Source organism: Amycolatopsis sp. NPDC104775, from assembly GCF_055583325.1.
Genome location: NZ_JBVJOE010000007.1, coordinates 175,088 through 191,126 on the forward strand (window position 1 = coordinate 175,088; position 16,039 = coordinate 191,126).

A 16,039-nucleotide genomic window follows, 5' to 3' on the forward strand; every position below is an offset into this window, starting at 1 on the left:
TCAGACCGCGGCTTCGGCTCCGGCCCGGGCCAGGATCTCCTCGACAGTCTCCTCGACGGTCAGCTCCGAGGTGTCCAGCCACAGCCCGATTCGCGGGGTCTCTTCGCGGAGGTACGCGTCCAGCCCGGCGATGCCCGCATCGCCCGGCCGGTACGCGACCTTGCCCCGCTCCGCCCGCCGGACCGCGTCGCGCTGCGCTACCACCTCGGCGCTCGGCGCGAGAACCACGACGTAACACGGCCGCGTGCGGAGCGCGCCGACCATCTCGGTCAGGTGTTCGCCGAACACGATGTCTTGCAGCACCACGGCGAATCCGGCGCTGGCGTAGCCGTCCGCGACCTGGGCCGCGAGCGCGTAGCGAAGCCGCAGCTGGCGGACCGCCTCGGCGGGCGGGTCCGCCGGGCCCATTTCGACGCGGCCGTTGACCACCATCCGCCGGAACGCGTCGCCGCGCACGTGCGCGGATCTCGGCAGCCGTTCGGCGAGCGCCTGCGCCACCGTCGACTTGCCCGCCGCTGGGATCCCGGTCACCACGAAGATCGGCACGCCCGGCACCCTGCCCGCTTTCCCGGGCGGTCCGCCAGCGCTTTTCAGCGCCGCTGCCTCCGCCGTCGTGCCGACACCAGCAGCACGAATCCGATCATCAGGCTGAACAGCGAGCCGATCACCAGGTCCCGCAGCGGCGTGCCGGTGCTGGCCAGCGGCGGGGTTGTTCCCGGCGGGCCGGTGGGCGGCATCCCCGGAGTCGGCGGAGTCACCGGAGTGTCCGTGGAACAACCAGGTTCGGCGCCGGTCACGCAGTTGGTGCCCGGGTTCGGCGAGACCACCACGTTCCGCAGCCGGCTCCCGGCCGCGGCTTCGGGCTTGACGGTGATCGAGTACGTCACCGTGACGGCCTGGCCGACCGCCAGCTTCCCGTGCCAGGTCAGCCGCGAGCCGTCCTGCTCGACGGTTCCGCTGGTGGCCTGGGCGTCCTGTTTGTAGGTGGCGTCGTCCAGCACGTCCGAGAGGTCGTCGACGAACGTCGCGTCCGGATAGGCCGCGGTGCCGGTGTTGACGAGGTCGACGAGATAAGTGACCCTCTCCCCCGGTTTCGCCGTCGCCGCGCCCGCTCGCTTGGTCACGGTCATCTCGCGCACCGGGGTTTCCGTGCCGCAAGCCGGGTCCCGGCTCAGGCAGTTCGTGTCGTCCGGGCTGGTGACGGCGTTGCGGAGGATCCTGTCGCCGCGCGGCGGATTCCCGACGGTCACCGAATACTTGATGGTGACCCGCGCACCCGCCGCGACCGGACCGGTCCACTGTAGCCGCGGGTGAGCAAAGTGGACAGTTCCGGCAGTCGCCGTGGCATCGCCGTTGTAGACAGCGTCGTCCAGCACTCCGGAAAGGTCGTCGGTGAACGACGCTTCCGGCTGCGGTGCCTCGCCGACGTTGCGCACGGTCACGGTGTAAGTGACCTTCCCGCCGGGCGTAGCGATTGCCGGATCGGCGGTCTTGGTGATCCGCAGGTGCGGTTTCGGCAGCACCACGCGGCAGTCCGGATCCGTCGATCCTTCCGGACAGTTCGACCCGGTCCCAGTGACGGTATTGACCAGCCGGTGGTCCCCGGCGTTGGTCACGGTGACGGAATACGTGATGGTCGCGGTGGCGCCCTTCGCCACATCCCCGGTCCAGGTCAGGTTCGGCGGGGCGACCACGACTGTGCCGGTGTCTGCTCTGGCGTCGCCGTTGTAGGTCGCGTCGTCGAGCACACCGGCGAGGTTGTCGGTGAACGACGCGCCCCGGTAATCGGCCTCGCCGACGTTTTCGACGGTGACCGTGTAGCTGACCCGGTCGCCGGTCTTGATCTCCGCCGGGGTCGCGGTCTTCGTGATTTTCAGCGCTGGCAACGGAGTGACGGTCCCGCAGTCCGGATCGTGCCCGCCGGGAGGGCAGTTGCCGCCGCCGGTGACCGCGTTGACGAGTTTCTTGTCGCCGCTCGGCGGGTCGTGCACTGTGACGGTGTAGGTGATCGTCACCGTCGCACCGGCCGCGACGTCTCCGCTCCAGGTCAGTTTCGGTGCGGTGTAAGAGGTTGTGCCGCTGGTCGCGCGCGCGTCGTTCTGGTACGTCGCGTCGTCAAGGACGCCGCTCAGGTCGTCGGTGACGGTGGCGCCGCGGTAGGGAGCCTTGCCGTCGTTGGCGACCAGGACGGTGTAGGTGACGGTGTCGCCGGGCCGCGGATCCGCCGGGCTCGCGGTCTTCTTGACGTGCAGCCGGGCGACCGGGGTCACCGGATTGCAGTCCGGATCGGTGCTGCCGGGCGGGCAACTGGAGTCGGGCGGGCCGGTGATCGCGTTGCGGAGTTCGCTGTCGCCGGTGGACGTCGCGCTGACGGTGACCGAGTAGGTGATCGTCGCGGTCGCGCCGGCGGGCAGGTCGGCGGTCCACGTCAGGGTGGGTTCGGCGTAGGTGACAGTGCCCGAGGTGGCGGTGGCGTCGTGGTTGTAGGTCGCGTCGTCCAGCACGCGGCTCAGGTCGTCGGTGAAACGCGCGCCTCGATACGGTGCGGTGCCGGGGTTCCGGGCGGTCACTGTGTAGGTGACCTTGTCGCCCGGTTGCGCGGTCTTCGGCGAGGCGGTCTTCGTCAATTCGAGAGCGCCGATCCCGGTGTCCGTGCCGCAATCCGGATCGGCGCTGCCGGGCGGGCACGTCGAACCGTCCGGTCCGGTGACGAGGTTGCGCAGGTGCTTGTCCCCGCCGGGCGGGGTGCCGACGGTGACCGAGTAGCGCACCGTCACCGTGGCCCCGGCCGGGACGTCGCCTGTCCAGTGCAGCCGAGGGGGTTCGAAGGAGGTGCTGCCTGAGGTGGCTGTCGCGTCATTGTTCCAGGTCGCGTCGTCGAGGACGCCGGAGAGGTCGTCGGTGAACGACGCTCCGGGATAGTTAGCCTCGCCGATATTGCGCACGGTCACGATATAGCCGACCCGCTCGCCGGGCTTGGCGTCCGTCTTGTCCGCGGTCTTCTTGATTTCGAGTGCGCCGATGGGGGTTTCGGTCGCACAATCCGTGCTGTCCGGCGGGCAGTTCGAGCCCTCCGGGCCGGTCACGACGTTCCGCAGCCGGTGGTCCCCGCGCGGCGGCGAGTGCACCGTGACCGTGTAGCGGATCGTGACGGTCTGGGCGGCGGGAATGTCGCCGGTCCAGGTCAGTTTCGCGGAGTTCGGGTCGTAGCCCGGCTGCGACGGAGTGGGAGTGCCGTCGATGGTGGCGGTGGCATTGTTGTTGTAGGCGGCGTCGTCGATCACCCCGGTGAGGTCGTCGGTGAGGTTCACCGCGGTGGCCGTCGCGCCGCCGATGTTCTCGGCGGTGATCGTGTACGTGACGGTGTCGCCTGGCTTCGCGGTGGCGGGCGAGGCCGATTTCCGGATCACCAAGCCGGAAATCGGTTCATCCGTGGTGCACTCGGGGTCCGTGCCGCAGTTCGAACCGTCCGGTCCCACGACCCGGTTGGTCAGGCGCCGGTTCCCGCGCGGCGGGTCGGCGACGGTCACCGTGTACGTGATGGTGACCGTCGTGCCCGCCTTGACGTCGCCGGTCCAGCGCAGGGCTTGGCCTGGTTCGTAGACCACGGTGCCGGATCCGGTCGCGCGAGCGTCGTTGTTGTAGGCGGCGTCGTCGAGGACGTCGGTGAGATCGTCGGTGACGCTCGCCCCGGTCCAATCCGCCTTGCCGTCATTGGTCACGGTGACCGTGTATGTGACGACGCTGCCCGGGCTGGGGTCGGCGGGCGACGCGTGCTTCGCGATTTTCAGCGTGGCGATCGGAACGACCGTCGAACACGCCGGATCCTTCGATGCCTCGGCACAGTTGCTTTCCGGGACAGTTACGACGTTGGTCAGCTTTTTGTCCCCGCCGGGCGGCTTTCCCACCGTGACCGAGTACGCCAGGGTGACGGTGCCGCCCGGCGCGATCGCCCCCGTCCAGGTCAGTTTCCGGCCGTCGTAGCTCGGCTGGGTCGGCGTTGGCGTGCCGCCGGTCGTGGTGGCCGCGTCGTTGTTGTACGCCGCGTCGTCGAGGACCGCGCTCAGGTCGTCGGTGAGCCGGGCGGCCGGAGCGGGTGCGTCGCCCTCGTTGGTGATCGTCACCGTGTACCGCACGGTGTCCCCCGGCTTCGCGGTCTGCTCGCTGGCGGTTTTGCGCACCACGAGCCGCGAGGTCAGGTTCGGCGCGATCGAGCAGCTGGCCAGGTCGGTGATCGCCCAGGTCCCGCCGGATTCGGACTTGATCCGGCCGACCTGGTTGTCCTGGGCGTTGCCGCCCGGAACCAGCGTCGACGCGCCGGTGCCCGGGTCCACTTTGTACAGTGCGCCGCCGTAGTAGCCGAGGTAGATCGAGCCGTGGAAGTAGGCCATCCCGTAGTTGTTGAACCCGTTGCCCGACCCCGGCCCGACGACGTGGACCGCGCGCGTCGTGGTGCCAGTCGCCGGGTCGAGGCGGTAGATGTAGGTCGAGCCGCCGTAGGAGATGCCGTAGTACGCGCCGCCGTCGGCGTCCACGAACAGGTCGGGCACCAGCGATCCGCCGAGGAAGACGGGATCGTTCGACGGCACCGGCACGAGGTTCGAGCCCCGGGTCCAGACGGTCGTCGCGCCGGTCGACAGGTTCATCCCGAACAGCTTCGGCGCGCCGCCGTTCTGCGCGCCGAACAGCATCCCGTTGTTCGGGTCGGCGGCGATCCCGCCCCAGAGTTCACCCCGGCGGGCAGCTGCCGGGTCTCGCCGTTCGCGATCTCGTCGGTGGCCTGGTCGGTGCCGGAAACGTGTTTGTACAGCGTCCGGCTCGCGCTCGTGTAATTCGAGTAGAACGCCGCCGGACGGCCGGTGTCGGGATCCTTGCCGAGGGCCATATTGGTCGACCAGTAATCCGGCGGGGCGCTGCCCGCCCGTTTGCTGATGACGGTGTTCTGGATTTCGGCGTCCCCCGCGGCGTCGGTGCGGAACTGCATGCCCGAACGGAAATTGCTGTAATAGAGATGGTCGCAGTCGAAAACGGACGGACTCTGCTCGCCCTCGACCGGCCACGTCTGTGCCGACGCCGGAGCCGCACCGCCCACCACCAGGCCTGACACGGCTACCGCTGTCACGAGAAACTGCACGGCCAGCCGCCGTGCCGCTTTCCCGCCCTTGCCCGCCCAGCGCACCATGATCGCATCGAATCAACGCGAACCGCGACCGACAACTCGAAAGCGCGGCTCGGCGCACAAGTCACCCACTTGAGGTCACCTTGGGCTCCGGAAATGCCCGCGGTTTTCCCTAACGCGAGACGGTGGTCTCGATCAGGTCGTAGGCCAGGTCCGTCCGGACGCCGTCGGGATTCGTAAGCCCCTTGTCGTCGTACCACGAGGCGTCGGCCTCCGGATGCGGCCCGCTGACGCCGACCCGGCCCTTGCCGTACGGGGCCACGACCACAGCGGGCGCGCCGTTGGCGTAGGTCGCCAGCACCGTGGCGTCGGCTCCCTCGTTCAGGCGAAACACCGGCCCGTCCTGGAAATACAGATGCCGCGGCTTGCCTCGCCAGCTGACCTCGACGACAGTGTCGCGCTCGTCGGGAACCTCGGAGCCCGGCGAACCCGCGTATCCGCGCGTGTCGCCCGGCAGCAAGCCGAACCCCGGGTCGCGGCCCGCAAGGTAACCGCCGAAGCACAGGCCGAGATAACTGCCGCCGCCCCGCACCCAGTCGCGGACCGCGTCGGCGGACTCGTCGAGGTCCTGCCAGGTCCGGTCGAGATCCTGGCCTCCTCCCGGCTGAACGTACAACTGCGCCTCCGCCAGCGCGGCCGCGGTGAGCGGCTTGCCGGTGCCCGGCCCGACGTACTCGACCCGATAATGCCGCGGCCCCCGGCGCAGCAGCTCGGCCACCGCCGGCCCGCACTCCGCGCACCCCTGCGGCCCGTTGTACACCAACGCGAGCGGCGCCTCCGCGCTCCGCGCTGGGCCCGGCACCGGCGGCTTCGCTTTAGCTTCCGGCTGACCGCACCCCACGGCCAGCAACGCCGCGGCGGAGAGAAGCCCGCACAGCACCCGCCGCCGCGAACCCGCAGTACCGGACATGCCTTCTCGCTCCTCGTCGTCGCCGAGCCCAGCTCTACCCGTCAGCTTTTCCTCACAGTACTGATCTTGGCCTGCTAGGGTCGCCTGCGGCCTTCCGCCCGCACCGATCGTGCCGCCCGCTCCCGAGGAACCCCAAGCCCGCCTGGCCCGCCACCGAGGCCGACGCTCTCGCCGAACAACACCGCCTGCGCGCCCTCGTGGACCCGACCGGCCCAGCCCTCTCCGACGGAGCGCTGGTAGCGGGCGTGGACGTCGCCTACGACGACGACCGGGACGTGGTGGTCGCAGCCGCCGTGCTCGTCGACTTCGCGACGCTGGAGACGGTGGAAGAAACGACCGCGGCCGGACCGGTCAGCTTCCCTTACGTGCCCGGCCTGCTCGCCTTCCGCGAACTCCCGCCCGTCCTGGACGCCCTGGCCGCCCTCCGCCACCGCCCGGACCTGGTCCTCTGCGACGGCTACGGCCTGGCCCACCCGCGCCGCCTCGGCCTGGCCAGCCACCTCGGCGTCCTGACCGGCCTCCGGACAGCCGGAGTCGCGAAAACCCCGTTCACCTTCACGCACGAGGAACCCGGCCCGGCACGCGGCGAGTGGACCCCGCTGCTCGACGACGCCGAAGTGGTCGGCCGCGCCCTGCGCACGCGGGCTGGAGTCAAACCGGTCTTCGTCTCGGTCGGTCACCGGATCGGCCTGGCCGAGGCCTGCGAGGCGACGCTGAGGCTGGCCCCGGACTACCGCCTCCCGGAGACGACCCGCCGAGCGGATTCCCTGTGCCGACGGGCGTTGGCGGAAGCGGTTTCGTCGGGGCGATAAGCCCGGCGGCAGCTTTCAGCATCTCCGCAGCCACTCGCCGATGACCGCGAAGTCCTCCTCCGCGAGTCCGCGGTCCGCCGGGACGCGATGCAGCAACGCACGCCCGGGATGCCGAGCCCGCACCCACTCCCGATCGCCGTCGGTGATCTCGTCGTCGACCCAGACGAAGGGACGTCCCTGCGCCCACGCGACCAGCGTCCGGGTCTTCCAGTGCAGACCGAACCATTGGTCTTCGCGGTCGCCCGAGGACTCCGGCCGTCGCACGACCGGCAGCTGAGGGAGGCCGAGCCGTGGCGATAGCTCGGCATTGGCTTCGTCCTCCCACGTCGTGGCCCACACCAGGTCCACCGGGAGCGCGGCAAGCCGGGCCGCCAACCGCGAATCGAGCCGTTTCACCAGCGAGCCCGACTCCGCTTCGAGCGGCTCGGCCCCTTCGCCGAACGGCAGCAACGTCCCGTCGACATCGAGGAATATCAACGCCCGTCCGCCGAGGGCCGATTTCGCCGGTTCCATTGTCCTGCCAGCATATCCGGTTGAGCCGTCACCGCCGCGGCGATTACCTTCACCAGCGAAGCCCTGCCCCGGAAGGAAACCCGTGAGACCGACCTCCAGACCCTCGTCCGGGAAATCGACGAGGAACTCGCCGTCGCCATCACGCCCGAGAGCGCGGACCACTTCGGCACCTTCGAAGCCCAGGCCCACGGCCACGCCGCAGGGATCGCGGTCCGGATGACGTGCTACACCGCCGACTACCGCGGCACCTTGACGCCCAGCAGCGAGCTCGCGGAAATCGTCTGGCTGACCTACGCCGACCGGGACCGGATCTCCCCCGTCGACCAGATCATCTTCGACCACCTGCACCAAACCGGCCTGCTGGCCGGAAACTCCCACCAGGCAACCTAAAGATCCCGACAGCGGCCGGTAACCAGCGTCAGAAAAGCCGTTCCAGCGCACGCCGCGCCCGCTCCGGGGCCCGCCGGTCGCCGCGCAGCTGCAAGAAATAGTTGAGCCCCACCATGATCGCGACGATCTCGTAGAGCATCTGGTCGATATCGGTCTCCTCCGGCAACTCCCCCAGGCTCACCGCCCGCCAGATGTTGACCCGCAACTCCCGCTGCCAAAGCTCGTCCATCCGGACCACGGCATCGCGCACCGGCCCTTCGCGGCCGTCGAATTCGGCCGCTGCCGCCGTGAAGAAACACCCGCCGGGCAGCAGTTCGCGTTCCAGGTACGAAATCCAGGCCTCGCAGGCTGCGCGGAGGTAGGGCAGGCCGCGCGGGACGCCGCGGGCGCGTTCGGGCACCTCGCGGACGAACATTTCGGCAGCGACGTCGACCACGGCCAGCTGCAGGCTCTCCTTGGTGCCGAAATGGCCGATCACGCCCGCCTTGCTCATCTCCAGCTCAGCGGCGAGCCGCCCGATGGTCAGCCCTTCCAGGCCTTCCGCGGAGGCGATCGCCAGGCCCGCGTCGAGGATGCGCTGCCGGGTGCGGCGGGTCTCGACGACGGACTTCCGGGGACTCATCCGGCCACTATAGATTACGAACGATCGGTTGCTATATTGGCCCGGACCCTTGAGGAGGGACCCATGCCCGGCTCTCGCGTGACCGCACTCGGCCACTACCAGCCCGCCCGCGTGCTGACCAACGCCGACCTGGAAGGCATGGTCGACACGACCGACGAGTGGATCCGCCGCCGCACCGGCATCGCGGCCCGGCACATCGCGGACGGCTCGGTCGCGGACCTGGCCGCCGAAGCCGCGGCGAAGGCGCTGGCCTCGGCCGGGCTCGACGCGAGCGAAATCGGGATGGTCACGGTCGCCACCTGCAGCGCGATCGACCGCTGCGCGTCGATCGCCGCCCAGGTCGCGGGCCGCCTGGGCATCCCGGCCCCGGTGTGTTTCGACCTCAACAACGGCTGCGCCGGCTTCTGCACCGCGCTGGCCACCGCCGACCACGCCATCCGGGCCGGGGCCGCCCGGCACGCGCTGGTCGTCGGCGCGGAGAAAATGTCCGACGTCACCGACTGGACCGACCGCAGCACGTGCGTCCTGCTCGGCGACGGCGCGGGTGCCGCAATCCTCAGCGCGGCCGAAACGGCGGCAGTGGGTCCGGTCGTCTGGGGCTCCGACCCGGCGCGCAGGCACCTGGTCCGCCTCGTGGACGACTGGCAGCCCGCGTTCGCCCAGGACGGCCAGTCGGTGTTCCGCTGGGCCACCCAGGAACTGCCCGCCGTCGCGGCGGAAGCGTGCCGGCGCGCGGGCATCGCCACCACGGACCTCGCCGGAGTCGTCACCCACCAGGCGAACCTGCGGATCATCGAGGCGCTGGCCGACCGTCTCGAACTGCGCGAGGACGTCGTGCTCGCCCGCGACGTGGTCGATTCGGGCAACACGTCGGCGGCGTCCGTCCCGCTCGCACTGTCCAAAATGGTCTCTCGCGGCGAGCTGCCGCCGGGCGGTCCCGTGCTGCTCTTCGCCTTCGGCGGCGGGCTCTCCTGGGCCGGGCAGGTCGTGACCTGTCCGTGAAAGGCCCTTTCCGCTGACGTCGTTCCGCGACGACATCCTGCGCTCACTGGACGGCCTCATCCGCTTCACGCTCGGGCATTCACTCGGCGCGTTCGTCACGTTCATGGCCGCCGCGGCACAGCCCGACCGGATCGAGCGGCTGGTGCTCGAAGAGATTCCGGTGCCCCCGCGCGACAGCCACGACCTGTCGCCATCGCGACGCCGGATTCCGGTGCGTGCGCTCGCCTTTCTCCGCCAGCAGTGCGGCAGGTCCGGCCGGAGGCCAACGCCTCCGGCCGGACCAAAACCCCTTAAACCCCAGCGCTTTCCGGCACCCCGTACCCCCCTCCCCCGCCGGATTCGCACCGCAGCACATCACCCCGGCGCACCCGCAGGCTGTTCACCTTCAACATCTCCCGCGCCTCCGGCGTACCCGGGTTCAGCACCACCCGCGGCGGAGCGCCCGACTCCCCGCCGAACAGGCCCCACGCCGGAGTCACCGACCGCTCCCACCACAGCGAAAGATCCTGATCGGCCTCCATCACGTACTCCCGGACCACCCCGTCCCCGCCGCGCCACCGGCCCGCGCCGCCCGACCCCGTGCGGATGCGGTATTCGTTCACCCGCACCGGATACAGCGTTTCGACGACCTCGACCGGCAGGTCCCGCAGCGAGCCGTTGACGTTGTTGATCAGCGCCGTCTCCCCGTCGCCGCCCTCCCACGCTCCCCAGCCGCCGACGGTCGCCTCCAGGGTCACGAACGGCTCCCCCGTCCGCGGATGGTCCCCGGCGAACTGGACGATCATCGAATCGCCGTAGCTGGCCGCGGCGACGCGGTCCGGCATCGCGGGTGCGAGAGCGGCCACCACGAGATCGATGAGCATGCCGAGGCTCGAGTAGTAGTACTGGCACGCGGCGGGCTCCCGCGCGCCGAGCATCGACCCGTCGCGCACCTGCACGTCCAGCGGCGCGAACGAACCCCCGTTGAGGCTGACCTGTGGCGAGATCAGCAGCTTGTACCCGACCCGCGCGGCGGAGATCGCCTGGGAGCGGCCGCAATTGACCGGACCGGTGGCCTGGTCGGCGCAGTCGGTGAGGTCGATCGTCATCGATTCGCCCTCGACGACCACCCGCACGCGCACCTTCAGCGGCGTATCCGGATCGATCGCGTCGTTGTCCAGGTATCCGGTCGCCTCGTACTCGCCGTCCGGGATCGCCGCGATCCGTTCGCGCTCCAGCCGTTCGGTCTGGGCGAAGATCTGCTCGCGCGCGGCGTCGACGGTTTCCGCGCCGTAGCGGGCGAACAACTCGCCCAGCCGCCGCACGCCCATCCGGGCACAGGCGATCTGCGCGCGCATGTCGCCGAGGGTCACGTACGGGAACCGCACGTTCGTCTCGATCAACCGGAGGATGTCCGCGCATTCGACGCCGCCCGCGACGATTCGCGTCGGCCCCATCCGCAGGCCCTCTTGGTAAATGTTCGTGGAATCCATCGAACCACCGGGGTCCTTGGAACCCATGTCGATCCAATGCGCGCGCGAAGCCGCGAAGCCGACCAGCTCGTCGTTGACGAAGATCGGCGCGTACACCGTGCAGTCGTTGAGGTGCGTGCCGCCGACGTAGGAATCGTTGAGCACCCACACATCCCCAGGCTGCCAGACGTCCGCGCCGAACAGATCCTCGGTGTGGCTCGTGCAGATCTCCAGGTTCCCCAGGAAAATCGGCAGCCCCGAGGACTGGCCGAGGACGCGGTGGTTGCGGTCCAGCAGCGCGACGGCGCAGTCTTTGCCCTCGTAGATCGTCGGCGTGTAGGACGACCGGATCAGGGTCATGTTCATGTCCTCGGCAGCCTGGATCAGCGCCGAGCGGATGATTTCGGTGGTGACGGGGCTGATGCTCACGCGTGGTCCTCCTGCAGGTGATCGGCGGCCGCGAGGGTGACGACCAGGAAACCGTGGTCGTCGACGGCGAGTTCGGCGTCCGGCGGGACGACCGTGGTGGCGGTTTCCTCGTGCACGATCGCGGGTCCGGACAACCGGCTGCCGGGAGCGAGCGAGGCGCGCGCCACGATCGTGGTGGGCACGGGCTTTCCGGCGAAAACGACGTCGCGGACCACTGGATCCGGTCGCTGTGCGCTCGCTTCGGCGGACGCGGCGGAACGGTCGACGACGCCGTGGCCAGTGGTGCGGAGCGCGACGAACTGCACCGGTGCGCCGGGGGTGGCGTGGCCGTAGCGCTGGTGGTGGATCTCGGCGAACCGCGCCTCGACGGCGGGCAAGAATTCCGGGCTGTCCACCGGGTCGTCGTCCAGGATCGGGACGGTCAGGGTGTAGTCCTGGCTTTCGTACCGCATGTCGACGCCGTGCGTCACCGACTGGCGGTCTTCCGGGATTCCCTGTTCCCGCAACGCTTCCAGCGCCTGATCGCGCAGCGAGTCGAGCGCGGTGCGCAGGGCGCGGGTGTCGAGTTCGGCTCCGTTGGCGAAGAACTGCATGGTGAAGTCCCGCCGGACGTCCGCTTCGAGCATGCCCCACGCGGAGAACGCGCCGGGAAAGCGCGGCACGATCACCTCGGTGATGCCGATTTCCCGCGCGATGAACGCGGCGTGCATCGGTCCCGCGCCGCCGAACGCGAGCAGCGCGAACTGGCCCGGTTCGCGGCCGTGCTCGACGGTCAGGGTGCGGATCGCCTGCGCCATCTTGGCGTTGCCGACGTCGCAGATGCCGGACGCCAGTTCCACCGGGTCCATGCTGAGCTGCTCCGCCAGCGTCGCGACGGCGGTGCGCGCGGCGTCGAGATCGAGCGGCATGCCGCCGCCCGCGAACGACTCGGGATCGACCCGGCCGAGCACGCAGTTCGCGTCGGTGACCGTCGCTTGCGTACCGCCGCGGCCGTAGCACGCCGGACCGGGCACCGCGCCCGCCGATTCCGGGCCGACCCGCAGCGCGTCGCCCTCGGCGTAGGCGAGCGAGCCGCCGCCCGCGCCGACGGTGTGCAGGTTGACCAGCGGCATGAGCAGCGGGAAGCCTTCGGCCTCGCCGTCCGGCGAAACGTCGGCGGCGTAGTCCATCACCAGCGAGACGTCGAACGAGGTCCCGCCCATGTCCACGCAGATCAGGTCGGGACGGCCGAGCAGCTTCGCCGCCGCGACGCCGCCCATCGTTCCGCCGACCGGGCCGGACAGCAGCGTTTGCAACGGATGCCGCCGCGCGAACCCGGCGTTGACCAGACCGCCGGAGGACTGCATGACGTGCACCGGGACGTGCAGGCCTTTCTCGGTGAACCGCGTTTCGATGCGGTCGAGGTAACGATGCACCGACGGGCCGGTGTAGGCCTCAAGAACCGCCGTCGACGTCCGCTCGTACTCCCGCCATTCCGGCGCGACCTCGTGGGAGAGCACGACCAGCGCGTCCTCGCCGAGTTCGTCGCGCAGGATCTCGCCGGCGCGGCGTTCGTGCCCGAAATCCAGGTAGGAGAACAGGAAACACACCGCGACGGCCTCGAAACCCTCTTCGCGCACGCGCTTGGCGACTAGCCGCACGGCGTCCTCGTCGAGGGGTTCAAGTTCCGCGCCGGTGGCGTCGAGGCGTCCGGCGACCTCCGCGACCGCCTCCGGCCCGACGAGCGGTTCGGGCTTGCGGTAGTGCAGGTCGAACAGCCGGTTCCGGTTGCCGCGCGCGATCCGGTAGACGTCGCCGATCCCCTTCGTGGTCAGGATCAGCACCTTCGCTCCGCGCCGTTCGAGCAGCGCGTTCAGGCCCTGCGTGGTGCCGTGCACGAAGAACTCGATCTCCGGGAACGGCAGGTCGAATCCTTCGAGCGCGCCGAAAACGCCGCGCGCGAGGTCGTCGGGGGTGGTGAGCACCTTGCCCGCGCGCAACCGCTGCGTCGCGCCGTCGTGGACGACCACGTCGGTGAAGGTGCCGCCGATGTCCATGGCGACCCGGTAGGTCATGAGGAACTCCTTGTCGGATAACGGGAAATCAGGTGAGCGCGCGACCCTCGGTCTCGGGCAGCGGGAGCACGGCGAGCAGCGCGACGACGAGGAAGGCCACGATCGACGCGACGGTCAGCGAGGACGCGACGCCGTGGTCCATCATCGCGCCGATCACCGGCACGGAAACCGTGTTGGCCAGCAGGATCGCCGAGGTGGACCAGGAGTAGCCGACGCCGCGCAGCCCGGTCGGCAGCACTTCGGCCGACCAGGTGTTCCAGATGCCCCAGGCCCCGAGCGAGAAGAACGCGAGAATCAGGTTGCCCGCGTACAGCTGCGCGGAACCGGTGGCGAGGCCGAACAGCACGCCGCCGATCGCCGAGGCCAGCGCGAACAGCAGGAAGATCCGCTTGCGTCCGTGGCGGCGGGTCAGCCACGCGGCGAGCAGGTAGCCGGGAACGGAAACCACCTGCGTCACCGCGACGAACCACAGCGCGCCGGACACGCTCAGCCCGCGGTTCTGCAGCAGGACCGGCAGCCACGTCTGCAAACCCCAGTAGCCCCAGCTGAACGTGAACGACGTGAGCAGCATCGGCAGGAACCGCCGCCGCACCGGCGAGCGGAACAGGTTGCGCACCGCGCCCGCCTTGCGGTCGGCGTCCTCGACGGAAAATGTTGTGCCAGAAGGAATTTCCGCACCGAGGCCGCGCAGCACGGCCGCCGCCTCGGCGTGCCGGCCGCGCCGGGCGAGCCAGTACGGCGATTCCGGCACCCAGCGCAGCACGGCGAACGCCCACAGCCCAGCCAGCGCGGCGACGACGGCGACCGCGCGCCAGCTGATCGTGCCGAGCGACTGGCTCACGCCGATGCACAAAAGCGTGCCGATCGGAAACCCGATGCTGAGCGCGACCGCGCCTTGGCCGCGGCGGGCCGTGGGCAGCAGTTCGAGGAAGTACGGGAACGTCACCGCGTAGACCCCGCCGAAAGCCACGCCGGACAGGAACCGCAGCACCACGAAGGGCCAGAACGCCGGGGAAAGCCCCGCGGCCAACGCGAGCACTGCGTAGATCAGCAGGCTCGCGACTGTCACGCGGCGGCGGCCCAGCCGGTCGATCAGCCCGCCCCACAGCAATGCGCCGGGCACCATGCCGAACGCGACCGCCGACAGCGCCCAGCCCAGTTTCGTGTTGTCCACGCCGAATTCGCCCGCGATCCCGTTCGAAACGTAGACCAGGCCGACCTGTTCCCAGGCCTCGACGACGAACGCGAAGAACAGCACCGACCCGGCGAGCCAATGCCGTCGGGTCAGCCGCATCCCGGTGCAGACGTCGCCGACGGTCGGCGCGGCGGTCGTGGGCGGGGCGGGCTCGTGCGGGGCGGCCATGGCGCCTCCTATCATCATCAAAACGTTTTGATGAGCTTTCGCGGCATCAAACCCGCGCACCGGCGCGGTGTCAAGGCCTCGTCCGCCGCCCGGTGGGCGATACTGGGCCGTCCGGAGGCGGGAAGAAGGGGAACGACGGTGGGCACCGACGGCGGCAAACGACCGGTGACGATCCGGGAGGTCGCCGAGCGCGCCGGGGTTTCGATCAGCACGGTTTCGCACGCGCTTTCCGGCCGCAGGCCCATTTCGGCGGCGACCAAGGCGCGGGTGCGCGAGGCCGCCGCGGAGCTGGGCTACGACCCGAACCCGAACGCCCGCTCGCTGCGCACCGGCCGGTCCGGCCTGGTCGGGCTCATCCTGCGGCCGCGCTACGCGGTGGCGGGCACGCCGGATCGCGCCGAGACGTTCAACCGGCTGGTCGGGTCGATCGCCACCGAGATGCTGCGCCGCAAGACCGGGCTGATCCACGTGCCCGACCTGCACGACCCGGCGGTGGCGAGCGTGCCGATGGACGGCTGCATCGTCGCCCACCCCTACGGCGGCGACACCGCGCTGGCCGAGCTGCTCGGCCGGGGCCTGCCGGTGGTGACCGTCGAAGAGGACCCGGAACAACCGGACCTGCCGTGGGCCGTGCGGCTGGACTATCCGCCCGTGGTCGAGGCGCTGCTGGACCACCTCTACGACCAGGGCGCGCGCGACGTGCTGCTGCTGTCGGGCACCGAGGACAACGCCTGGAACCGGCGGCCGCGCGAGACTTACCTCGCGTGGTGCAAGCGGCGCGCGCTGCCGCCGCGGACCGCCTTGCTCAGCGAGGGCCTGACCCCAAGGGACGTGCCCGAACTGGTGCGTCCGTTGCTGTCCGGCCCGGACCGGCCGGACGCGATCGTGGTCGCGACCAGCGATTTCGCCCCGCTGATCGCCGACGCCGCCGCCGCGCAGGGCCTGCGCGTCCCGGACGACCTGCTGCTCGCGGCACTGACCGACAGCGAGCACGCCCGCACGAGCACCCCGCCGATCACCGCGATGGACCTGACCCATGAAGCGCTGGCCGAACGCGCGACGGAACTGATGCTGGCCCGGCTTTCCGGCGCGAAGACGCCGGACGGGCCGGTGTTCCTGACGCCGGAACTCCGGCTGCGCGAATCGACTCGACGGCGGGGGTGACGGGCTGGGTCAGCGGGCCGGGGACTGCGCGCAGCGAGTCAGAGATCCTTCGCTGACAACGCCAGTCGGTTCCGCGGCCGGTCCGACCGCCGCTCCGCCGCCCGAAACCGAGGCCGCACCGCATTCCGGCGCACCTCCGCGGCAGCTTCA

The 16,039-nt window shown here is 70.3% G+C and carries 13 protein-coding genes; 4 read left to right on the top strand and 9 right to left on the bottom strand.

Going from position 1 to position 16,039, the window contains the following annotated elements; genetic code table 11:
* The 4 genes from ACZ63D_RS29155 to ACZ63D_RS29170 all read right to left on the bottom strand — a co-directional run bounded on the left by ACZ63D_RS29155 (window position 1) and on the right by ACZ63D_RS29170 (window position 6,089).
* Window positions 1-546: an AAA family ATPase gene (locus ACZ63D_RS29155; RefSeq protein ID WP_465357557.1), complete on the bottom strand. Its 546-nt coding sequence runs from the start codon at window positions 544-546 to the stop codon at window positions 1-3.
* A gap of 44 nt (window positions 547-590) precedes the next feature.
* Window positions 591-4,646 (bottom strand): DUF7927 domain-containing protein, encoded by a 4,056-nt coding sequence (locus ACZ63D_RS29160; RefSeq protein WP_465357558.1) that lies wholly within the window; start codon window positions 4,644-4,646, stop codon window positions 591-593.
* Window positions 4,643-5,182, bottom strand: a complete 540-nt coding sequence (locus tag ACZ63D_RS29165; RefSeq protein WP_465357559.1) for a hypothetical protein — start codon at window positions 5,180-5,182, stop codon at window positions 4,643-4,645. The genes ACZ63D_RS29160 and ACZ63D_RS29165 overlap by 4 nt, the downstream gene beginning before the upstream one ends.
* Before the next feature lie 109 nt (window positions 5,183-5,291).
* Window positions 5,292-6,089 (bottom strand): BPL-N domain-containing protein, encoded by a 798-nt coding sequence (locus ACZ63D_RS29170; protein ID WP_465357560.1) that lies wholly within the window; start codon window positions 6,087-6,089, stop codon window positions 5,292-5,294.
* A 197-nt stretch (window positions 6,090-6,286) separates the two neighbouring features.
* Here ACZ63D_RS29170 and ACZ63D_RS29175 point away from each other — a divergent pair, with 197 nt between their 5' ends.
* Window positions 6,287-6,901, top strand: a complete 615-nt coding sequence (locus ACZ63D_RS29175) for an endonuclease V (RefSeq protein ID WP_465357561.1) — start codon at window positions 6,287-6,289, stop codon at window positions 6,899-6,901.
* 15 nt (window positions 6,902-6,916) lie between these two features.
* Here ACZ63D_RS29175 and ACZ63D_RS29180 read toward each other — a convergent pair whose 3' ends face one another.
* On the bottom strand, window positions 6,917-7,414 hold the full coding sequence (locus tag ACZ63D_RS29180) for an HAD domain-containing protein (protein WP_465357562.1): 498 nt from the start codon (window positions 7,412-7,414) through the stop codon (window positions 6,917-6,919).
* 216 nt (window positions 7,415-7,630) lie between these two features.
* Between ACZ63D_RS29180 and ACZ63D_RS29185 the strand changes: the two genes are divergently transcribed.
* A complete protein-coding gene (locus tag ACZ63D_RS29185; RefSeq protein WP_465357563.1) occupies window positions 7,631-7,804 on the top strand; it encodes a hypothetical protein in 174 nt (57 codons plus the stop codon).
* Window positions 7,805-7,832: 28 nt separating this feature from the next.
* On the opposite strand, the gene ACZ63D_RS29190 is transcribed toward ACZ63D_RS29185, so the two are convergent.
* Window positions 7,833-8,426 carry a TetR/AcrR family transcriptional regulator gene (locus tag ACZ63D_RS29190; protein ID WP_465357564.1) on the bottom strand — a complete coding sequence of 198 codons (594 nt, stop codon included), beginning with the start codon at window positions 8,424-8,426 and terminating at the stop codon, window positions 7,833-7,835.
* A gap of 63 nt (window positions 8,427-8,489) precedes the next feature.
* On the opposite strand from ACZ63D_RS29190, the gene ACZ63D_RS29195 reads away from it, so the two are divergent.
* Complete coding sequence (locus ACZ63D_RS29195) at window positions 8,490-9,428, top strand: beta-ketoacyl-ACP synthase III (RefSeq protein WP_465357565.1); 939 nt, start codon at window positions 8,490-8,492, stop codon at window positions 9,426-9,428.
* A gap of 290 nt (window positions 9,429-9,718) precedes the next feature.
* Here the strand turns inward: ACZ63D_RS29195 and ACZ63D_RS29200 are convergent, their stop codons facing one another.
* The 3 genes from ACZ63D_RS29200 to ACZ63D_RS29210 are packed head-to-tail and all read right to left on the bottom strand — an operon-like array spanning window position 9,719 to window position 14,725.
* A complete protein-coding gene (locus tag ACZ63D_RS29200; RefSeq protein WP_465357566.1) occupies window positions 9,719-11,308 on the bottom strand; it encodes a hydantoinase B/oxoprolinase family protein in 1,590 nt (529 codons plus the stop codon).
* A complete protein-coding gene (locus tag ACZ63D_RS29205) occupies window positions 11,305-13,362 on the bottom strand; it encodes a hydantoinase/oxoprolinase family protein (RefSeq protein ID WP_465357567.1) in 2,058 nt (685 codons plus the stop codon). Before ACZ63D_RS29205 ends, ACZ63D_RS29200 begins: the two co-directional genes overlap by 4 nt.
* A 28-nt stretch (window positions 13,363-13,390) precedes the next feature.
* Window positions 13,391-14,725 (bottom strand): MFS transporter, encoded by a 1,335-nt coding sequence (locus tag ACZ63D_RS29210; protein WP_465357568.1) that lies wholly within the window; start codon window positions 14,723-14,725, stop codon window positions 13,391-13,393.
* Window positions 14,726-14,863: 138 nt separating this feature from the next.
* On the opposite strand from ACZ63D_RS29210, the gene ACZ63D_RS29215 reads away from it, so the two are divergent.
* Complete coding sequence (locus ACZ63D_RS29215) at window positions 14,864-15,889, top strand: LacI family DNA-binding transcriptional regulator (RefSeq protein ID WP_465357569.1); 1,026 nt, start codon at window positions 14,864-14,866, stop codon at window positions 15,887-15,889.
* Window positions 15,890-16,039 lie beyond the last annotated feature (150 nt).